The 20,960-nt window shown below is 71.7% G+C and carries 12 protein-coding genes; 9 read left to right on the forward strand and 3 right to left on the reverse strand.

The genetic code is table 11. The features are described 5' to 3' along the window. Positions 1-146: 146 nt before the first annotated feature. Positions 147-827, reverse strand: coding sequence for a DUF1707 SHOCT-like domain-containing protein (locus NQO67_RS18660; protein WP_255951177.1), 681 nt, complete (start codon positions 825-827; stop codon positions 147-149). Positions 828-974: 147 nt separating this feature from the next. Between NQO67_RS18660 and NQO67_RS18665 the strand changes: the two genes are divergently transcribed. The 5 genes from NQO67_RS18665 to NQO67_RS18685 all read left to right on the forward strand — a co-directional run bounded on the left by NQO67_RS18665 (position 975) and on the right by NQO67_RS18685 (position 8,452). After that, a complete protein-coding gene (locus NQO67_RS18665; RefSeq protein ID WP_255951178.1) occupies positions 975-2,675 on the forward strand; it encodes a fumarate hydratase in 1,701 nt (566 codons plus the stop codon). A 262-nt stretch (positions 2,676-2,937) separates the two neighbouring features. Continuing rightward, positions 2,938-4,407: a class II fumarate hydratase gene (locus tag NQO67_RS18670; RefSeq protein ID WP_255951179.1), complete on the forward strand. Its 1,470-nt coding sequence runs from the start codon at positions 2,938-2,940 to the stop codon at positions 4,405-4,407. A 131-nt stretch (positions 4,408-4,538) separates the two neighbouring features. Further along, a complete protein-coding gene (gene fomD, locus NQO67_RS18675; RefSeq protein ID WP_255951180.1) occupies positions 4,539-5,315 on the forward strand; it encodes a cytidylyl-2-hydroxypropylphosphonate hydrolase in 777 nt (258 codons plus the stop codon). 140 nt (positions 5,316-5,455) lie between these two features. Further along, positions 5,456-6,112: a class I SAM-dependent DNA methyltransferase gene (locus NQO67_RS18680; protein ID WP_255951304.1), complete on the forward strand. Its 657-nt coding sequence runs from the start codon at positions 5,456-5,458 to the stop codon at positions 6,110-6,112. 75 nt (positions 6,113-6,187) lie between these two features. Next, positions 6,188-8,452: an ATP-binding SpoIIE family protein phosphatase gene (locus NQO67_RS18685; RefSeq protein WP_255951181.1), complete on the forward strand. Its 2,265-nt coding sequence runs from the start codon at positions 6,188-6,190 to the stop codon at positions 8,450-8,452. 241 nt (positions 8,453-8,693) lie between these two features. Here NQO67_RS18685 and NQO67_RS18690 read toward each other — a convergent pair whose 3' ends face one another. Beyond that, positions 8,694-10,964 carry a transglycosylase domain-containing protein gene (locus NQO67_RS18690; RefSeq protein WP_255951182.1) on the reverse strand — a complete coding sequence of 757 codons (2,271 nt, stop codon included), beginning with the start codon at positions 10,962-10,964 and terminating at the stop codon, positions 8,694-8,696. A 370-nt stretch (positions 10,965-11,334) separates the two neighbouring features. Next, positions 11,335-14,283 carry a discoidin domain-containing protein gene (locus tag NQO67_RS18695; RefSeq protein ID WP_255951183.1) on the reverse strand — a complete coding sequence of 983 codons (2,949 nt, stop codon included), beginning with the start codon at positions 14,281-14,283 and terminating at the stop codon, positions 11,335-11,337. Between the two features lie 423 nt (positions 14,284-14,706). Between NQO67_RS18695 and NQO67_RS18700 the strand changes: the two genes are divergently transcribed. From NQO67_RS18700 to NQO67_RS18715, 4 genes are all read left to right on the forward strand, one after another. Further along, a complete protein-coding gene (locus NQO67_RS18700) occupies positions 14,707-17,073 on the forward strand; it encodes an ABC transporter permease (RefSeq protein ID WP_255951184.1) in 2,367 nt (788 codons plus the stop codon). A gap of 322 nt (positions 17,074-17,395) precedes the next feature. Continuing rightward, on the forward strand, positions 17,396-17,920 hold the full coding sequence (locus NQO67_RS18705; protein WP_255951185.1) for a PadR family transcriptional regulator: 525 nt from the start codon (positions 17,396-17,398) through the stop codon (positions 17,918-17,920). Further along, positions 17,917-18,606, forward strand: coding sequence for an ABC transporter ATP-binding protein (locus tag NQO67_RS18710; RefSeq protein ID WP_255951186.1), 690 nt, complete (start codon positions 17,917-17,919; stop codon positions 18,604-18,606). The genes NQO67_RS18705 and NQO67_RS18710 overlap by 4 nt, the downstream gene beginning before the upstream one ends. Next, on the forward strand, positions 18,603-20,957 hold the full coding sequence (locus NQO67_RS18715; protein WP_255951187.1) for an ABC transporter permease: 2,355 nt from the start codon (positions 18,603-18,605) through the stop codon (positions 20,955-20,957). The genes NQO67_RS18710 and NQO67_RS18715 overlap by 4 nt, the downstream gene beginning before the upstream one ends. Positions 20,958-20,960: the final 3 nt, after the last annotated feature.

The raw sequence follows: 20,960 nt of genomic DNA on the forward strand, positions 1-20,960 counted from the left end.
CTCGGCCAGGTCTGGCCAGGCAGAAAGCGGCAGACGTCGGACCGGGCCGGGGCGGCCGTCAGGCCGGGTGGGGAGGAGACGGGGAGGAGCGAGGAGAAGAGCATGGAGAAGGGGGGAGACGCGGGACGGGAGGTGCCGCCGAGGCGTCAGTCGAGGTACTTGCGGAGCTTGTGCTGGAGGTCGCGGATGAAGCGTCCGCGCCTGGGCCGCGCCTCGATGTTGCCCAGCACCGCGAGGCCGTCGACGAAGACGACCGGCGCGTCATGCTCCGGGGAGTCGAGCGTGTGGACCTCGAAATTGCCGAAGACACCGCCGCCGTTGCCGCGCAGCGAGATGTTCTCCGGGACGGATATCTCCACGTTGCCGAAGACGGAAATGGCCTTGATGACCACCTGCTGGTACTCGAAGAGTGCCTCGCTGAGGTCTATCTCGACGCTGCCGAAGATCGAGTACACATGGGTGCGGCGACCGACCCGCCAGCGGCCCCTGCGGACCGTGCTGCTGAAGACGGCCACCAGGTTCTCGTCCGCCTCCGGGGGCACCGCGCCGGGGGTGGGTGCCGCGGGGCTCGCGGCAGGCGGGGACGCCGGCTCGTAGGCCGGGCGGGTGCCGGCGGCCGGCAGGTCCCGGACGAGGGGTTCGAGATCGCCGACCGTCTTGGCGCGGTAGACACCGTCGACGCGCTCGGCGTGCTCATCGGCCGTCAGGCGGCCCTCGGCGAGCGCTTCGCGCAGGATGTCGGCCACACGGTCGCGGTCGGCATCGGACGCGCGGAGCCCCGCGGGGGGCTGCTCCGGTGCGGGCTGGGGGCGCTTGTCGAGATCCACGGCACCAGACTACCCAAACGCGATAGATCGCGACTAGCCCCCGGGGCCTTCCCCTCCCTCTCACCTCCCCCGGATCCGCTCACAGCCGGGCGGATTACGCTAAGGGAGCGCTGCCGACGCTGGTGGTCGCCGTCTGTCGAGTGAGGAATGGGCGCAATGCCAGACTTTCAGTACTCCGATCTGCTGCCGACCGGTGCGGACCCCACCCCCTACCGGCTGGTGACCGCCGAGGGCGTGTCCACCTTCGAGGCCGACGGGCGGACGTTCCTGAAGGTCGAGCCCGAGGCACTGCGCACGCTCGCCGAAGAGGCCGTTCACGACATCCAGCACTACCTGCGCCCCGCCCACCTCGCCCAGCTCCGCCGTATCGTCGACGACCCGGAAGCGTCGGCGAACGACAAGTTCGTCGCCCTGGACCTGCTGAAGAACGCGAACATCGCGGCCGCCGGCGTGCTGCCGATGTGTCAGGACACCGGCACCGCGATCGTCATGGGCAAGCGCGGCCAGCACGTGCTGACCGGGGGCGCGGACGAGCGGGCGCTGTCCCGCGGCATCTACGACGCGTACACCAGGCTCAACCTGCGGTACTCCCAGATGGCGCCGCTGACCATGTGGGAGGAGAAGAACACCGGCTCGAACCTCCCGGCGCAGATCGAGCTGTACGCGACCGACGGGGACGCGTACAAGTTCCTGTTCATGGCCAAGGGCGGCGGCAGCGCCAACAAGTCGTTCCTGTACCAGGAGACCAAGGCGGTCCTGAACGAGACCTCCATGATGCGGTTCCTGGAGGAGAAGATCCGCTCGCTGGGCACCGCGGCCTGCCCGCCGTACCACCTGGCGATCGTCGTCGGCGGCACCAGCGCCGAGTACGCGCTGAAGACCGCCAAGTACGCCTCGGCGCACTACCTGGACGAGCTGCCCACGGAAGGCTCCGAGCTGGGCCACGGCTTCCGCGACCGGGAGCTGGAGGAGAAGGTCTTCGAGCTGACCCAGAAGATCGGCATCGGGGCGCAGTTCGGCGGCAAGTACTTCTGCCACGACGTCCGGGTCGTCCGGCTGCCCCGGCACGGCGCGTCCTGCCCCGTCGCCATCGCGGTGTCCTGCTCCGCCGACCGGCAGGCCCTGGCCAAGATCACGGCCGAGGGCGTCTTCCTGGAGCAGCTGGAGACCGACCCGGCGCGCTTCCTTCCGGAGACCACCGCCGCCGAGCTGGGCAGCGACTCCGCCGCGGCTCTCGACGAGGCGGGCGACGTCGTCCGGATCGACCTGAACCGCCCCATGGACGAGATCCTCGCCGAGCTCACCAAGTACCCCGTCAAGACCCGCCTGTCGCTGACCGGCCCCCTGGTGGTGGCCCGGGACATCGCGCACGCCAAGATCAAGGAGCGGCTGGACGCGGGCGAGGACATGCCGCAGTACCTGAAGGACCACCCCGTGTACTACGCCGGTCCCGCGAAGACGCCCGAGGGCTACGCGTCGGGTTCCTTCGGACCGACGACGGCGGGCCGGATGGACAGTTACGTGGCGCAGTTCCAGGCCGCCGGCGGCTCCATGGTGATGCTCGCCAAGGGCAACCGCTCCCAGCAGGTCACGAACGCCTGCAAGGAGCACGGCGGCTTCTACCTCGGCTCCATCGGCGGTCCGGCGGCCCGGCTCGCGCAGGACTGCATCAAGAGGGTGGAGGTCGTCGAGTACGAGGAACTGGGCATGGAAGCGGTCTGGAAGATCGACGTCGAGGACTTCCCGGCCTTCGTCGTCGTCGACGACAAGGGCAACGACTTCTTCACCGACCCGGCACCGAGCCCGACGTTCACCAGCATCCCCGTCCGCGGTCCCGGCCTGGCATGATCCCGGAGGTGCCGGCGACCGGCCGCCGGCACCCACCGCCGCGGCGCACCGTCGCCCGGCCCCCGGCCACCCGCCGGCCCTGCGCCCGGGGCCCCACGACGCGCCCTCCCCGGACCTCCACCGGGGAGGGCGCTCCTCGTCCGGAGTACATGCGCCGGCGACGGGAACACGGGGCGTAGCCCGCACGCTGACCCATGCGGGAGGCGCGACGCCGACAGGGGCGGGAGCGAGCACCCACCGGGCAAGGAGGAGGCACACCGCCATGACGGGCGACGAGCCGCACACCGACACCACACCGCACCCCCCTGCCGAGCCACCCGCCGGCACGGCACCCTCGGCCGAGGCCGCCGGCGGGTACCGCACGGAGCACGACTCCATGGGTGAGGTGAAGGTGCCCGCGCACGCCAAGTGGCGCGCGCAGACGCAGCGCGCCGTGCAGAACTTCCCGATCTCGGGGCGCCGCCTGGAGCGGGCCCACATCGAGGCGCTGGCCCGGATCAAGGCCGCCGCCGCCAAGGCCAACGCGGCCCTCGGCGTCATCGACGCCGACCTGGCCGGCGCCATCCAGGAGGCCGCCGCCGAAGTCGCCGCGGGCCGCTGGGACGAGCACTTCCCCGTCGACGTCTTCCAGACCGGCTCCGGCACCTCGTCGAACATGAACATGAACGAGGTGCTGGCCACCCTCGCCACCGAGCGCCTCGGCCGGGCCGTCCACCCGAACGACCACGTGAACGCGTCGCAGAGCTCCAACGACGTCTTCCCCTCCAGCATCCACATCGCCGCGACCGCCGCGGTCACCGCCGATCTGACACCGGCTCTGGAGCACCTGGCCCGCGCCCTGGAGCGCAAGGCGGAGGAGTTCAAGGAGGTCGTGAAGGCCGGCCGCACCCACCTCATGGACGCCACCCCGGTCACCCTGGGCCAGGAGTTCGGCGGGTACGCCGCGCAGGTCAGGTATGCCGTGGAGCGCCTCGGCGACAGCCTGCCGCGGCTCGCCGAGCTGCCCCTGGGCGGCACCGCGGTCGGCACCGGCATCAACACCCCGCCCGGGTTCGGCGCCGCCGTGATCGCCGAGATCGCCGCGCAGACCGGACTGCCGCTGACCGAGGCGCGCAACCACCTGGAGGCGCAGGGCGCCCGGGACGCGCTCGTGGAGACCTCCGGCCAGCTGCGCACCCTCGCGGGATCCCTCACCAAGATCTGCAACGACCTGCGGTGGATGGCGTCGGGACCGCGCACCGGGCTCGCCGAGATCAGCCTGCCCGACCTCCAGCCGGGCTCCTCGATCATGCCCGGCAAGGTCAATCCGGTGATCCCCGAAGCGGTCCTCCAGGTCGCCGCCCAGGTCACCGGGAACGACACGACCATCGCGGTGGCCGGCGCCGCCGGCAACTTCGAGCTGAACGTGATGCTCCCCGTGCTGGCGCGGAACCTCCTGGAATCCGTCCGGCTGCTCGCGAACGTCTCCCGGCTGCTCGCCGACCGCACCGTCGACGGCATCACGGCGCACGTCGAGCGGGCCCGCGAGTACGCCGAGTCGTCCCCGTCCGTGGTGACACCGCTGAACAAGTACATCGGCTACGAGGAGGCCGCCAAGGTCGCCAAGAAGGCACTGGCGGAGCGGAAGACGATCCGCGAGGCGGTGCTGGAGGCCGGGCACGTGGAGCGCGGCGCCCTCACCCTGGAGCAACTGGACGAGGCGCTGGACGTGCTGCGCATGACGCACCCGTGACGCATCACCCACCCGCGACGGGGGCGCGCCGTGCACCGGGCACGCGTGTCCCCGCCCGCGCTCCGTGTCGGAGCTGCCGTGCACCGGACAGGTCCCGACCCGTCCGTCACCAGGGCACATAAACTCGATGCATGGCAGACGAGTCAGCGACCCGGGCGGCGCACCGCGGGCCCGCCGACGGTCCCACGACCCCCGGCGGCACGGCGGAAGCCGCCTGCGCCGCACGGCACAGACCCGTGGGCGCCGCCGTGCCGCGCTGGGCCCCCGGTGACCACATCCTGTGGCGCTACCGCGAGAACGGCGGGGCGCGCATCCACATCTGCCGCCCCGTCACCGTCGTCCAGGACACCGACGACCTCCTTGCGGTCTGGATGGCACCGGGCACCCCCTGCGTGAAGCCGGTGCTCGCCGACGGCACACCCGTGCACGCCGAGCCCCTGACGTCCCGTTACACCAAACCGCGTGCGGTGCGCCGGGGCCGGTGGACCGGTGCGGGGATGGTGAAGCTGGCGCAGCCGGGGCGGCCCTGGTCGGTGTGGTTGTTCTGGGAGCCCGGTTGGCGGTTCAAGAACTGGTACGTGAACCTGGAGGAGCCGCTGGCCCGGTGGCCCGGCGGGGTGGACTCCGAGGACCACTTCCTGGACATCAGCGTCCGTCCGGACCGCAGCTGGCGCTGGCTGGACGAGGACGAGTTCGCCGCGGCCCAGCGGGCCGGACTGATGGATCCGGCGAAGGCCCGGGCGGTGCGGCGGGCCGGTCGGGAAGCGGTCGAGACCATCCTGGCCTGGGAGAAGCCGTTCTCGGACGACTGGCCGGAGTGGCGGCCCGACCCCCGCTGGACGATACCGGCGCTTCCGGACGATTGGGATCACACCCCGGCGCCCCGGTCGTCACATCAGTCCCCATGAGACTCTTGATGTGCACCCGTGGTTCAAACGTAGGATCGTGCCCCGCAAGGGCGCACAGTGACAACTCCATTGGTTTGTACCATGGCTGACATGACGTCATTCGAGGAGCGGCAGTAAATGTGAAAGGCAGCGAGGCCAGCCTGAAGGACGCACTCCCGGCACCGGATCGTACGCAGGTGATCAAGGCCTTCGACGCTATCGGCGCACGCTACGAGGAGGCCTTCCCGCACAAGGATGGCCAGCTCGCAGCGGGTGCCTGGCTGACCGCCGAGCTGCCTCAGGGCTCCCGCATCCTCGACGTCGGTGTCGGCACGGGCCGGCCCACCGCACGCCAGCTGGTCGACAGGGGCCACACCGTGGTCGGTGTCGATGTATCGACCGTGATGCTTCAGCTGGCCAGAACAGATGTGCCCGAAGCCGAGCTGCTGGACCGCGACCTGGTCACCCTGACCCCCACAGGCCCTACGGGGCTTGGCCAGTTCGACGGCCTCACCTGCTTCTTCACCCTGCTGATGCTGTCCCGTAGCGAGATCCCGCAGGCCCTGCGGACTTTCCACGGGATGCTGCGACCTGGTGGCCTGTTTACGCTGGCCATGGTCGAAGGCAGCCTGGACGAAGCCCCGATTCCGTTCCTGGGACAGATAATCCGGGTATCGGGATTCCTGCGGGACGAACTGCGCCAGGTCGTATGCGATGCGGGTTTTGAGATCGCCGGGGAGGCCGCTTTGTCGTACAGCCCGGCGAGTACCGACGCACCACCCGAGACACAGCTGTTCCTCAATTGCCGGCGCGTCTGATCTTTGCAAGGCGCACCTGGTGACGCAAGGACGGCGCGCGCGGCGCGCAGCCCCGGACGGACGGATTCGACACGCGTGACGGAGCACACCACCTCCCACGAGGACCGACAGCCCAGCGCTGCCCGGCCACCCGACCCCGCGGACTCCCGCGGGGCGCTGCTGCGTTCCCCGCAGGCGCCCGCCGCAGGCACGTCCCAGGCCCTCAAGGCGCCCGGTGAGCCCGGTGCCGCCGCCTTAACGGCACACGCGCGGCCGGGTGAACCCTCGAACCGCGCGGCCACCGGCACCGGAGCCTCCCTGCCCTGCCCCGCGGAGAGATCCGCTGCGCGGCACGATCGGGGCGGTGCCGCATCCGCACCGGACATCGACGGCGGCGAGCACACCCAGCCGTCCACCGACCACCCGTCCCCCGACCAGCCGGGTGCCCACCGGCCGCGCCCCGCTGACCCCGGAGCCATGACCTCGACGCCCGCCCCACACCCCGTATCCCCGGACCCCTCAGCCACCGGGGGTCTCCCCGCGCCCGGCCCGGCGCCCGGGGAGGAGTCCTCGCATCCGCTGTACTCTCCGGCGACGCAGGCCGCACTGCACAGAGACGGCGACCGGCTGCGCTTCGTCGGTGCGGCCACCCGGCGCATCGCGCGCGGCATGGACCTCGACGAGATCGTGATGGGGCTGTGCCGGGCCACCGTGCCCACGTTCGCCGACGCGATCCTGGTCTATCTGCGCGACCCGCTGCCGGTCGGCGACGAGCGCCCCACCGGGCCCATGGTGCTGCGGCTGCGCCGCACCGACCGGCTGCGGGCGCTCGAGGACGGCACCGGCGGCACCGACGAGCACGACAGCGAGAGCAGCCTGCTGTCCCCCGCCATCCAGCCGCCGCAGCCACCGCAGCCGGACCTGCCCAATCTGGCCGGCACGGTCGAGTTGTGCGAGGTGGAGGCGGGCGGTGCGCTCGCCGAGGTGCTGCGGGGCGTGCGCCCGGTCTTCGCGGACTCGCCCGCCGCGCTCGCCGCACTGCCCGAGCTGCTCGGCGGATCACGGTCCGTGCCGGGCGGGCGGCGCGCGATACTGGCGCCGCTGCGCGGCCGGCGACGGGTGATCGGCGCGGCGGTCTTCCTGCGCGGGACGGAACGCCCCGCTTTCGAGAGCGAGGACCTGCTGGTCGCCGCCCAGCTCGCCACGCACAGCGCCCTGGGCATCGACAAGGCGGTGCTGTACGGCCGTGAGGCCTACATCGCCGACGAGTTGCAGCGCACCATGCTGCCCGAAACCCTGCCCAACCCCACCGGCGTACGGCTGGCGTCCCGCTATCTGCCGGCCGCCGAGACGGCCCGGGTCGGCGGCGACTGGTACGACGCGATCCCGCTGCCCGGCAGCCGGGTGGCGCTGGTGGTGGGCGACGTCATGGGCCACTCCATGACCTCCGCGGCGATCATGGGCCAGTTGCGCACCACCGCACAGACCCTCGCGGGCCTCGACCTGCCGCCGCAGGAGGTGCTGCACCACCTGGACGAGCAGGCCCAGCGGCTGGGTTCGGACCGCATGGCGACCTGCCTGTACGCCGTCTACGACCCCGTGGCGCACCGCATCACCATCGCCAACGCCGGCCACCCACCGCCGGTCCTGCTGCACCTGGGCGGCCGCGCCGAGGTGCTGCGGGTGCCGCCGGGAGCGCCGATCGGCGTGGGCGGCGTCGACTTCGAGGCCGTCGAGCTGGACGCCCCCGCGGGCGCCACGCTGCTGCTGTACACCGACGGCCTGGTCGAGTCCCGGCTGCGGGACGTGTGGACCGGTATCGAGCAGCTCCGCGAGCGGCTGGCCGCGACGGCCCGGCTGACCGGTCCGGACCACCCGCCGCCGCTCGAAGCGCTCTGCGAGGAGATCCTGGACATGCTCGGCCCGGGCGACCGGGACGACGACATCGCGCTGCTCGCGGCCCGTTTCGACGGGATCGCGCCCAGCGACGTCGCCTACTGGTTCCTGGACCCGGAGGACGCCACGCCCAGCCGGGCCCGCCGGCTGGTGCGCAGCGCGCTGTCCCGGTGGGACCTGGAGGAGCTGACGGATGCGGTGGAGCTGCTGGTCAGCGAGGTGGTCACCAACGCGGTCCGGTACGCCTCCCGTCCCGTGACGCTGCGCCTGCTGCGCACCGACGTGCTGCGCTGCGAGGTCGGCGACGACGTGCCGCAGCTCCCTCGGCTCCGCCAGGCCCGCGCCACGGACGAGGGCGGCCGCGGGCTCTACCTGGTCAACAAGTTGGCCAGGCGCTGGGGCGCGACCCGGCTCAGCACCGGCAAGGTCGTGTGGTTCGAGGTACCGAGGCCGGGAGTGGCCTGACGCCGCACCGGCCCCGTCGCACGGCAGGAGCCCCGCGCCGACCCCCGGGTGGACATCCGCCCGGGACGCGTCGTGACGCGGGGCTCAGTGCTGTCGAGAGGGGGCATGCGGGCATCCATCCGGCGGGTCTCGTCGGACAGCTGATGTCCTTCGTTCGGATCGTGCCGGGCGCGTCGTGCCGGGCGCACGGGCCCGGCACGATCGAGACGACGACGAACCGACGACAGACCGACGACAGACCCTAGTTCCCGAATCCCCGCGTCGCCGGCTGCTGCGGCGGTCCGACCGTGGCGGTCGGTGGCACCGTCGGGCTGGTCGGTGGCGTCGACGGTGGTGTGCTGGGCCCGCCGGAGGGCGGCTCGGACGTACCGGTGCCGGGCGGCGGGGTCACCGGCGGGGCCGACGTCGTCGGCGGTGCGCTGTTCGAGGGTGACTCGCTGGGCGCGGACGTCGTCGGCGCGGGCGGCGGGGAGACCGCCGCGCCCATGTCGGTGTCCAGGTCGAAGTCGCTGGGCTCGCCCATCACCTTGAACGTGTACGCGGCCCAGATGCGCGCCGGGAAGCTGGCGCCGTCCACCCGGGGCAGCCCGCCGGCGCCCCGCATCGACACATGGGTGCCGCGCTTGACGACCTTGCCGTCGTCTCCCTTGCGGTCGTGCGCCGCCTCGCCGAACAGGCCGACCGAGGTGACCAGCTTCGGGGTGAAACCGGAGAACCACGCCGACTTGTTCTCGTCGGAGGTGCCGGTCTTGCCTGCGACGTCCTGCTCGGGGTTGCGCACCGCCGAGCCGGTGCCGTCGTTCACCACACCGGTGAGCACCGAGGTGACGGAGTCGGCGGCCTGGCGGCTGATGGCCTGGCTGCCGATCGCCTCGGGCAGCTCCACCGGGACTCCCTCCTGTTCCGCCGACTTCACGATCTGCGGGGTGACCTTCTGGCCGTGGTGGTCGAGCGTGGCGTAGACGCCGGCCATCTCCATCGGGCTGGCACTCATCGAGCCGAGGGTCTGCGCGGGGACCACCGGCAGGCCGTCGACGTCCATGCCGAGCGAGCCGGCCGTGTCCATCACCCGGTCCATGCCGACGTCCACGCCCATCTGCGCGAAGACGGAGTTGATGGACTTGTTCATGGCCTTCTGGACGGTGACGGGGCCGTAGTCGACGCCGTCCTCGTTCGGCGGCGCGAAGGCCACGTCGCTGCCGACCACGTGGCGCCTGCTGGTGCCGTCGTAGATGGTGTCGGCGGTGATCGGCTCGCCCTTCTGGGTCTTGGCGCCCCTGTCGAGGGCCGCGGCGAGGATCACCGGCTTGAAGGTGGAGGCGGGCTGGTAGTCCTTGCGGGTGGCGTTGGAGGTCCAGTGCTCGGTCAGGCCACGGCCGCCGTAGAGCGCGACGACGGCACCGGTCTTCGGGTTCACCGAGACGGCGCCGGCCTGCACGTCACCGTCGACCCGGCGGCTCTTGGGGTGCAGCTTGTCGTTGAGCTGCTGCTGGACCGCCTTTTCGAGCTGCTGCTGCTTCTTGCGGTCGATGTTCAGCGTGATGGTCCAGCCACCCGCCTTGAACTGCGCCTCGGTGAGGTGCTGGTCCCGCATGACCTCGTCCTCGGCGGCCTGTACGAGGTAGCCCTCCTGGCCCTTCAGACCGGCCGCGGGGCGCGGCGAGTGGGGCACCGGGAACTTCAGCGACTGGCGCTTGCCGGCGTCCAGCCAGTGCTCCTCGACCATGTTGTCCAGGACGTAGTTCCAGCGCTCCTTGGCCAGCTTCTTGCCCGTGTCGCTGGCGATGGCCCAGTCGTACTGGTTGGGCGCCTGGAGCAGCGCGGCGAGGTAGGCGCCCTGGGCGACGTTCAGGTGGGCGGCGTCCGTGCCGTAGTAGGCCTCGGCGGCGGCCTGGATGCCGTAGGCGCCCCGCCCGTAGTAGCTGGTGTTGATGTAGCCGGCGAGTATGTCGGGCTTGGACTTCTGGCGGTCGACCTTGAGGGAGATGACCAGTTCCTTCAGCTTGCGCGTGACGGTCTGGTCCTGGGTCAGGTAGTAGTTCTTGACGTACTGCTGGGTGATCGTCGAGCCACCCTGCTTGCCCTTGCCGGAGACCGTGTTCACCAGGCCGCGCAGGGTGCCTTTGAAGTCGACTCCCTGGTCCTGGTAGAAGGACTTGTTCTCGGCGGCGACGAAGGTGTGCTGGACGTCCTTGGGCACCTCGGAGAGGTCGACGTTCTCGCGGTTGATCTCGCCGGTGCGGGCCAGCACCTTGCCGTCGCTGTACTTGAAGACATTGCTCTGGAGCTGGGCCTGGGCGTTGCCCTCGGGCACCGGGACCAGCAGGTACAGCGCGATGAAGGCGCCCATGCCGAGCAGGCAGAGCCCGAAGAACGTCCCCAGGACCCGCTTGAGGGTGAAGATCCGGCGTATGCCGCCTCCGGAGGAGCGGCGCCGCCGCCGTGACGGTGCGGGTGCCGAACGGAAGGCACCGCGGCTCTGCCGTGCTCGTCTGTCGTCCGCTCGTCCCATGGGTGGGGGGCTCCGCTTCACTCGCTGCTGCACTGCCGCCGTATGCCGGCTCCGTCGAACCGACTTTCGGCCGACTTTGAAAACTAACACCACACCTGTGGACAAACGTGCGCCGATCCAGCCTTTCCGGACCCGCGCATCAGCCCGCACCTCGGGGACCCCCGCAATCTTCCACGAGGTTCCCCATGGAACCGACGCGGGCCGGGTGCGACAGGTTGCCAGGGATGAAGGTAGCGTTATCGCTTCGTTATAACATTGTTGGGGGACAATGATGTGAAATGGTGCATCTTCGCAGCAGCACCCTTCCCCGTTCGGCCCGGCGGGGCACACCGTTCGAAGTGTGCCCCGCCGCGGTGTCGTGTGACCGTCGTCATGCGAGACGGTGCACCGTGATCTCCGCGACACTGGCCACGTCCCGCACCCCCGCCGTCACCCGCAACCGCACGTATCGCGCGTCGACGACGGGCCAGGTCACCGTCTTGGCAGTGGACGTCGCCGCCCAGGTGCCCGCGGCGACCTTGCGGTAACCCGTTCCGTCCACGCTGGTCCAGATCTCGTAACCGCTGACGTATCCGCCCTCGTTGCCGTCCTGCCGCGGTGTCTGCGTCAGTTCCAGCACGGGCTGGCTGCTGCCCAGGTCGAGGGTCAGGTCCTGGGGCAGCGGCAGCTTCGGGTCGTACTGGGAGTGCCAGAAGGTGCCGGTGGAGCCGTCGACGGCCTGGCCCGCCGGGTATCCCGACTGGGCGCTGCTGGCGGTGGCCGTCATGGTCGTACGGTCCACCGGGACGATGCTCGAGCTGGTGGGGATCGGTGACGTGGCCACGCCCAACTCTCCGACCGACGCGTTGCCGTTGTCCCCCGCGTCAGCGCGCAACCGCACGTAGCGTGCGGCTCTCGGCGTGAAGGGGAGGGCCTTGGTGCCGGTGCCGAGTGGCAGGCTTCCGCTGTCCGCCTCGGTGAAGTTGGTCCCGTCGGTGCTGGTCAGCACCGTGTACTTGGTGATCATGCCGTTGCTGCCGCCGTCCAGCCGTGGCTGGTAGGTGATGCCGTGCACGGTCCGTGTCTGGCCGAGGTCGACGGTGAGGCTCTGTGGCAGCGCCGCGTCGAACGCGGAGTGCCAGTAGGTCTCCGGCCGGCCGTCCACCGCGCGACCGGCGGGGAAGCTGTAGCCGTGGTAGTTCGCCGCGTGCTCGCTCGTCGCGACGGCCGACATGCTCTCCGCCGGCACGAAGGAGGGCGCCGGGAGCGTCGGTGTCACCCTGATGTTGTCGAACTGCGCGCGCTCCCACTTGTCGGCGTCGGAGCGGTCCCGCACACCGAAGGCGACCTGGCCGGTCCTGCGGTAGTACTCGTGCGCGGTACCGACCGTCTTCCCGTCGATGACCACGGTGATCAGCTGGGCCTGGAAGCTGAGGTCGACATGGTGCCAGGTGTCGGATGCGAAGGGGACGGTGCCGGACGCGAGCAGCTTGTCGGCGCCGGTGCCCGAGCCGGCGAAGTCCTTCACCTCCTCGCCGTACAGCCGCCAGCTGCCGTCCTTGGAGATCTCCAGCCGGTCGTCCGAGATCTCGCCCTTGAAGCCGGCCTGGGTGGTCAGGCGGCCCGTCAGGTGCACGGTTTCCGCCTGGTCGGGCAGCACGTCCGCGCTGACGGTGTAGTCGCCCCACCACCGTGGATCGCCGACCATCGTGTCCGGGCCCAGCGCCCGGCCACCGCCCGCCGTCCACCCGACCGGCAGGGTGGTGACCTGCTGGCCGTAGCACATGCCGCTCCGCCCGCCGCGGCACGGCTCGGTGGCGAAGCCGCCGTTGAGGTCGGAGAAGTAGCGGGCCAGCCGGTCGGCGTCGTAGCCCTCGAAGTCCTCGGCGAAGGGCAGGGCCAGCGTGTCGCTCACCGTGCCGGTGGGCACGGCCGTGCCCTTGCCGCCGCTGGTCGTCGAGAAGGTGTACAGGTGGCCGGGTTGCAGCGTGGCCGTGAAGACGCCGTCCGTCGCCTCGAGGTCCCCGGTGTGCACGAAGTGGCGGGCGTGGTCGTGCGAGGACATGTCGGTGTCCCACACCTGCACGCGCCCGCTCGAAAGGCCGCCCTGCGGCTTGAGGTGCACCGTGACCGGGGCCGAGGCGTCGATCGTCTCGGCGACCGTGCTCCAGTCGCCGGTCGTGGGCGAGCGCAGGGAGACGTACGTGCCGCCGCCGTCGCCGGGCAGCCGGCCGCTGGCGGTGTCCAGGTACCGCCAGCCCGGTGCGGTGAACTGCGCGGTGTGCGCCATCGCCCAGATGCTGGTGTCGATGTCGTAGTAGCCGGACCAAGGACGGTCGGCGAGGGCCAGGCCGGTGTCGGCCAGGTTCACGTTGCCCAGCCAGCTGGCGCTCAGGCTCCAGGTGATGTGCCCGGTGATCCGGCCGTCGATGTACTGCCGGTTGAGCGCCCGGGCCAGCGGCCTGCCCCCGACGTCATGCGCCTGCGAGCTCATCTCGCTCGCCCACAGCGGCTTGTTCAGGTCCTTCGCGGCCTGCGGCGGCAGGTAGGGGCAGGTGATCTGCTCGGTGCGGGCGTCGCACGGGTTGTGCATGCCGACGACGTCGACGGCGGCACGGAAACCGGCGTCCGCGGTGAGGTCGTCCACCACGTCCCAGTTCTCCCACTGGTCGGCCGCGACCAGCTTGATGTCCGGGAACGCGGACGTGGCCAGCGCCTTCTTGAAGTCCTTGAACCACTGGACGTTCCCCGGGTGCTCGTTCCAGCCGCCGATGTAGTCGATGGTCAGCCCGTGCTGCTTCGCGCAGTCGAGCCAGGACGTGAGGTACGTGATGTACTGCGGTGTCCACGGCGTGTGGTCGGAGGTGCCGGTCCAGCCCGCCGAGCCCCAGGCCAACGCGGAGAGCCGGATGTCCGGGTTGCGCGCCTTCGCCTGCTCCATCAGCCACCATTCGTAGCCACGGTCGCAGTCGACCTCCGTGGACGTGCGCTGGTGGGAGGGCTCCGATCCGGACGTGGAGTCGGTGTCACCGCCGATCTCCACCTTGAGGATCTGGAGAGCGGCTCCGTAGTCCGGCTTGAAGAGGTAGTCGAGGACCTGGCCACGGGCCGGCTCGGGATAGTCGAACAGCAGCCGGCTCGTCCCCCCGGCGCTGATGGCGCCGACCCCGTCGAAGGTACGTCCCGGGCTGGTGCCGTCCACGGTGACGGTCGTCTCGGCCGCCGCTTCCTGCTGCCCCGCGCCGAACGCGGGCACGGCGATCAGCCCTGCCAGCAGCAGCCCCGTGGCCATGGCCCCGGCCATGGCGCGCCGCAGCCGGCGCCCCCATCTGTCTCTCATGCGGATCCCCTTGTCCCTCTGTCCCGCTGTCCCTCGCACACGGCAGGTCCCGGCGTGCGCATGTGTTTTGTCACGAGCATGGCGAATCTAGAGAGCACAAAATCGATCACACAAGGCCAGAAGGGATACGTGACCAGAAGGGGTCACGGAGCGGGGCCGATGGGTCAGGGCGGGGCAGGTCGCCCCTCCGGGCGGGACGGGTCACCCCTCCGGGCAGGGCGGGATCGCCGGCCGCGGGGAAGGCGTCGAGCGGGGGAGGGCGCCGAGGCCTACGCCCGGCCGACTATAAACCCTACGTATACATCATGTGTATAGTGCGTCCATGCCCCTTGGTCACACCCCTTGCGGCTCCCCGGAAGCCGATCAGCGCCTGTACGAACCGAGCCCTTCCCGCCCGGCCGGGCCGACCCGGGAGGTGTACTCATGACCGCTCCCGACGGCACCCCGCCCACCGCACACCGCCGCGCCGCAGCGCACACCTGGGTGCGGGACCTGGCCATGGGAGCGCGGTTCGCCGCCGAGGGCGGCCGGGAGAGCTGGGTGCGCACCCTGCTCACCGCCGTCGGCGTGGGCCTCGGCGTGGCGGTGCTGCTGGTCGCCGCAGCCGTCCCGGGTGCACTGGGCCGCCAGGACGCCCGCAAGGAGGCCCGCGAGAACGCGTGGACCAGCGACACGCTCCTCAAGAAGGCGGACGACACCCTGCTGTTCGCGGCCAACGACACCACCTACCGCGATCAGGACATCCGCGGGCGCCTGGTGCGGCCGGAGGGACCTGAGGCACCGCTGCCGCCGGGGGTGGCGGCCTATCCGGAACCGGGCGAGATGCTGGTCTCCCCCGCACTGAGGAAGCTGCTGGCGTCCGACGAGAGCGCGCTGCTGCGCGAGCGGCTGCCGTTCCGGATCGTCGGCACCATCGGCGACGAGGGCCTCGCCGGCCCCGGCGAGCTGACCTACCTCGCGGGGGCGCACCTGAGCATCGGCGACGCGTCGTCGGGCGTCCAGCGGATCAACGCCTACAGCACGCCCGCGCCGAGCCGGGACCTCGATCCGGTGCTGTTGCTGCTGGTGCTGATCGTGATCGTGGTGCTGCTGATGCCAGTCGGTGTCTTCATCGCGGCGGCGGTGCGGTTCGGCGGCGAGCGACGCGACCGCAGGCTGGCGGCGCTCCGGCTGATCGGCGCCGACGGGCCCATGGCGCGGCGGATCGCGGCCGGTGAGGCCATGGCCGGGGCCGCGCTCGGACTGCTCTTCGGTGCCGGTCTCTTCGTGATCGCGCGTCAGCTGGCGTCGCACGTCACGCTGTTCGGCAACAGCTTCTTCCCCTCCGACCTGACGCCGTCCCCGGGCCTGTCCGCGATGATCGCGTGCGCGGTGCCGGCGGCGGCGGTCGGGGTGACGATGGTCGCGCTGCGCGGCGTGGTGATCGAGCCGCTCGGCGTGGTCCGCGCTACCCGGCCGACCCGGCGCCGCCTGTGGTGGCGGCTGCTGCTGCCGCTGGGCGGCGTGGCCATGCTCTACGCGACGATCGGCCGGGTCGACAGCACCGACCCCCTCTACCAGTGGCTGGTCATCGGTGGCACCGTCCTCCTGCTGGCCGGCGTCACCGTCCTGCTGCCGTGGGCCGTGGAGACGGTGGTCGCCCGGCTGGGCGGCGGCCCGGTCTCCTGGCAGCTGGCCGTGCGCAGGCTCCAGTTGAGCAGCGGCACCGCCGCCCGGATGGTCAACGGCATCGCGGTCGCGGTGGCCGGAGCGATCGCCCTCCAGATGCTGTTCACCGGGGTCGCGGGCAGCTACACCACGGCCACGGACAACGACCTGAGCCGCGCCCGGCTGGCGGTGTCCCTGCCGGTCGGTGCCCCGTCCGCACCCATCGAGCGGGCACTGCGGAAGACCGACGGGGTGCGGCACACCATCGCCTTGGGCGAGGTCTCGCTGGGCGAGCGGGCCGAGAACCCGGACGCCTACACGTCCCTCACGGTCGGCAGTTGCGCCGCCCTGCGCGAGACGGCCCAGCTGCCCGAGTGCCACGAAGGCGACGGCTTCGTCATCGCGGGCACGCCCTCCGACGGGGCCACGGGCCGGGTGGCCAGGCCCGGCCGGACGATGTACGCGGACCCCACGGCCGACGGCATTCCGGGTCGGGAGATCCCCTGGCGGCTGCCGCGGGTCCTGCGGAAGGCCGAGAGCCGCACGGACCCGATGGGCGCGGTACGCGACGGTGTCCTCGTCACCCCTTCCGCACTGCCCGCGCAGCTGCTGGACGCCGTCACGAGCCACGTCTACGTGCGGGTCGACCCGTCGGCTCCGGACGTCGACGACCGGGTACGCACCGTCGCCGCGCAGGCCGGCCCGCTGGCCCAGGTCGACACGCTGGAGGCCCATCACCAGTCGGGGCAGTTCGCGTCGATCCGCACCGGCCTCCTCGCAGGGGCCACCTGCGTACTCGCCCTGATCGGCGCGAGCATGCTGGTCACCCAGCTGGAGCAGCTGCGCGAACGCAGAAAGCTGCTGTCCGCGCTGGTCGCCTTCGGCACCCGGCGCCGCACCCTGAGCCTGTCCGTCCTGTGGCAGACCGCCATCCCCGTCGCCCTGGGCCTCCTGCTGGCCTCGGTGGTGGGCCTGACGCTCGGCGGGATCCTGCTCAAGACGGCGGAAGAGCCGATCTCCCCGGACTGGTCGGGCCTGGCGACCATGACGGCGGCGGGCGCCGCCCTCGTCCTGGCGGTGACGGCCTTGGCGATGCCGCTGCTGGTGCGGCTGATGCGGCCGGACGGACTGCGCGCGGAGTAGCGGTGGCGCCGGTGGCGCGTGGCAGCGGCGCTCCGATCCCCCGCGCCGTTTCGCGCCCGCGGTTCAGCGGGGTCGGCTGTGGCTGGGGTTGCCTTCTGCTTCGTTGTGGGTCGGGGGCGTGGGGGATGTCGTGCTCGGCCGGCGCGATTGCCGTACGTCCGGCAGGTTCACCGGCACTCGGCGGCGGTCCGGCGCGCGCACATCCCCCACGCCCCCTTCCGTCCCGTACGCGCCTGCACCCCGTTGGGCGCCCTGGTGTGCAGTGGGGCGACGTCCCGGACGCCTATACACCCCACGTATACATCGCGTGTATAGTGCGCTCATGTCCATTGGTCACACCCTTCTCGGGCTCCTGGAGTCCGGGCCGCGCCACGGCTACGACCTCAAGCGCGCTTTCGACGAGAAGTTCGGGCACGACCGCCCGCTGCACTACGGGCAGGTCTACTCGACCATGTCCCGGCTGCTGAAGAACGGCCTCGTCGAGGTCGACGGCATCGAGGCAGGCGACGGTCCCGAGCGCAAGCGCTACGCGATCACCGAGGCCGGCATCACCGACGTCGAGCAGTGGCTCGGCAGCCCGGAGAAGCCCGAGCCCTACCTCCAGTCCACCCTCTACACCAAGGTCGTCCTCGCCCTGCTCACCCAGCGGGACGCCAACGTCATCCTGGACACCCAGCGCTCCGAGCACCTGCGCATGATGCGGACCCTCACCGACCGCAAGCGCCAGGGCGACCTCGCTGACCAGCTGATCTGCGACCATGCGCTGTTCCACCTGGAGGCCGACCTGCGCTGGCTCGAGCTGACCGCCGCCCGTCTCGGCCGGCTCGCCCAGGAGGTGCGCCGATGACCTCCCGTCAAGATCCCCTGCTCACCGCGCACGACCTGCGCAAGGCCTACGGCCCGACCACCGCGCTGGACGGCGCGCACTTCAGCATCGGCGCCGGCGAGGTGGTCGCCGTCATGGGCCCGTCCGGCTCCGGCAAGTCGACGCTGCTGCACTGCCTCGCCGGGATAGTCCCACCCGACTCCGGCACCATCACCTACCAGGGCCGCGAGCTGTCCGCGCTGAACGACACCGGGCGCAGCGCACTGCGCCGCAGCGAGTTCGGCTTCGTCTTCCAGTTCGGCCAGCTGGTGCCCGAGCTGACCTGCCTGGAGAACGTGGCGCTGCCGCTGCGGCTGAACGGCACCGGCCGCAAGCAGGCCCGGCAGACCGCCCTGACCTGGCTGCGCCGCCTGGAGGTCGACGACAGCGCCGACCAGCGCCCCGGCGAGGTCTCCGGTGGCCAGGGCCAGCGGGTGGCGGTGGCCCGTGCCCTGGTCACCGAGCCGCGCATCCTCTTCGCCGACGAGCCCACCGGCGCCCTCGACTCGCTCAACGGCGAGCGGGTCATGGAGTTGCTGACCGGAGCGGCCCGGTCGACGGGCGCCGCCGTGGTGCTGGTCACCCATGAGGCACGGGTCGCCGCGTACGCGGACCGCGACGTCGTGGTGCGGGACGGGAAGTCCCGGGACATGGAGCCGGTCGCATGAGCGCCACGCCGGCGCCGCGCGGCACCGCGCCACGCAGGTGGCTGCGGGATCTGGCGATGGGCGCGCGGTTCTCGGTCACCGGCGGCCGGGAGAGCCGGGCGCGCGCCCTGCTCACCGCCGTCGGCGTCGGCCTCGGGGTGGCCCTGCTGCTCCTCACCGCCTCGTGGCCGTACGCGCTCCAGCACCGGCACGAACGCGAGCGGGCCCGCAACGACATGACGTCCAGCTCGACCGTCCACGCGAAGGCGGCCGACACGCTCCTGGTCGCCACCACCGACACCACATACGACGACACCGACGTCCGTGGCCGCCTGCTGGAGCCGGAGGGCCCGAAGGCGCCGCGGCCGCCGGGCGTGGCGGAGCTGCCCGCGCCGGGCGAGATGGTGGTCTCGCCCGCGCTCCTGAAGCTGCTGGAGTCCGACGACGACGCGCTGCTGCGGGACCGGCTGCCGTACCGGGTCAGCGGCACCATCGCCGACTCCGGGCTGGTCGGCCCCGGCGAGCTGGCCTACTACGCCGGTGCGACCGGGCTGCACGCCGGTGACGAGGTGGGGCGGGTCCTGCGGATCGACTCCTTCGGCTCCAAGGACCCGCGCGAACCCCTCGATCCGGTGCTGCTGCTGCTCGTCGTGATCGTGTTCGTGGTGCTGCTGATGCCGGTGGGCGTCTTCATCGCGGCAGCGGTGCGGTTCGGCGGGGAGCGACGCGACCGCAGGCTGGCGGCGCTCCGGCTGATCGGCGCCGACGGGCGCGCGACACGCCGGATCGCGGCCGGTGAGGCACTGGCCGGTGCGTTGCTCGGGCTGGTCTTCGGCGCCGGGTTCTTCACGGCCGGGCGGCAGCTGGCACGCCGGATCACCCTCGCCGACGTCAGTGTCTTCCCCGCCGACCTCAGCCCGGCGCCCGGACTGCTGGCGTTGATCGTCTGCGCGGTGCCCGCGGCGGCGGTCGCGGTGACCCTGCTCGCGCTGCGCCATGTGGTGATCGAGCCGCTCGGGGTGGTCCGGTCCGCACGGCCGGCCCGACGCCGGCTGTGGTGGCGGCTGCTGGTGCCACCGGTCGGCCTCGCACTGCTCTACCCGATGCTCGACAAGGGCCGCAACCACGGCAATTTCAACGAGTGGCTGGTCATCGGCGGCACCGTTCTGCTGCTGATCGGCGTGACGACCCTGCTGCCGTGGGTCGTGGAGGCCGTGGTCGCCCGGTTGCACGCGGGCCCGCTCTCCTGGCAGCTGGCGGTGCGCAGGCTCCAGTTGAGCAGCGGCACGGCCGCCCGGATGGTCAACGGCATCGCGGTCGCGGTGGCCGGCGCGATCGCGTTGCAGATGCTGTTCGCCGGTGTGCAGGGCGACTACACCCGGCAGACGGACGCCGATCTGAGCCGTGCGCAGATGACGGTGGACGTGCCGCACGGTGACTCGCTGGCGGCGACCGACCGCGTCTTGCGGGCCACCCACGGGGTACGGCACACCATCCCGGTCAGCCAGGGCGCCATGGGCGAGAAGAAGCACGACCCGGACGCCTACGTCCCGCTCATGGTGGGCACGTGCACCGCGTTGCAGGAGATGGCCAGGTTGCCCGGCTGCCACGAGGGTGACGCCTTCCTCGTGCCGCAGGCGGAGGACCGCGGCGTGCTCCTGGCGGAGACCGCCAAGCCGGGGCGGACGCTCTACGTGGACCCGTCGTACGGCAACTCGCCCGGCCGTCAGGTCCCGTGGCGGCTGCCGGCGCTGAAGGCGGGAACGGGCCGCGCGGACCCGACGGGCATATCGCGCGCCGGCATCTTCGTCACCCCGTCGGCGCTTCCCCAGCGGGCGGCGGCCGCCGCCACCGGCCGTGTCTTCGTACGGCTGGACCCGGCCGTGCCGGATGCGCGCGACCGGGTGCGCACGGCCACGGCACGGGTCGATCCGCTGATGCAGGTCTTCGAGCTGGCCGCCACCGTCCGGGCCGCGACCTTCGCCTCCATCCGTACCGGCCTGTTCCTCGGCGCCACCCTGGTGCTCGTGCTGATCGGTGCGAGCCTGCTGGTCTCGCAGCTCGAACAGCTGCGGGAGCGCAAGAAGCTGCTGTCCGCGCTGGTCGCCTTCGGCACCCGGCGCCGCACCCTGAGCCTGTCCGTCCTGTGGCAGACCGCCATCCCCGTGGTACTCGGCCTCCTGCTGGCATCGGCTGCGGGACTGGCGCTCGGCGTGGTCCTGCTGAAGATGATCCAGGCGTCGGTGTCCGTGGACTGGTCGGGCGTCGCGTCCCTGACGGGGATGGGGGCGCTGGTCGTGCTGATGGTGACGCTGCTGAGCATGCCGGCGCTGCTACGCATGATGCGGGCGGACGGGCTCCGGACGGAGTAGGGA

This window comes from Streptomyces odontomachi (assembly GCF_024435355.1).
GTDB lineage: Bacteria > Actinomycetota > Actinomycetes > Streptomycetales > Streptomycetaceae > Streptomyces > Streptomyces odontomachi.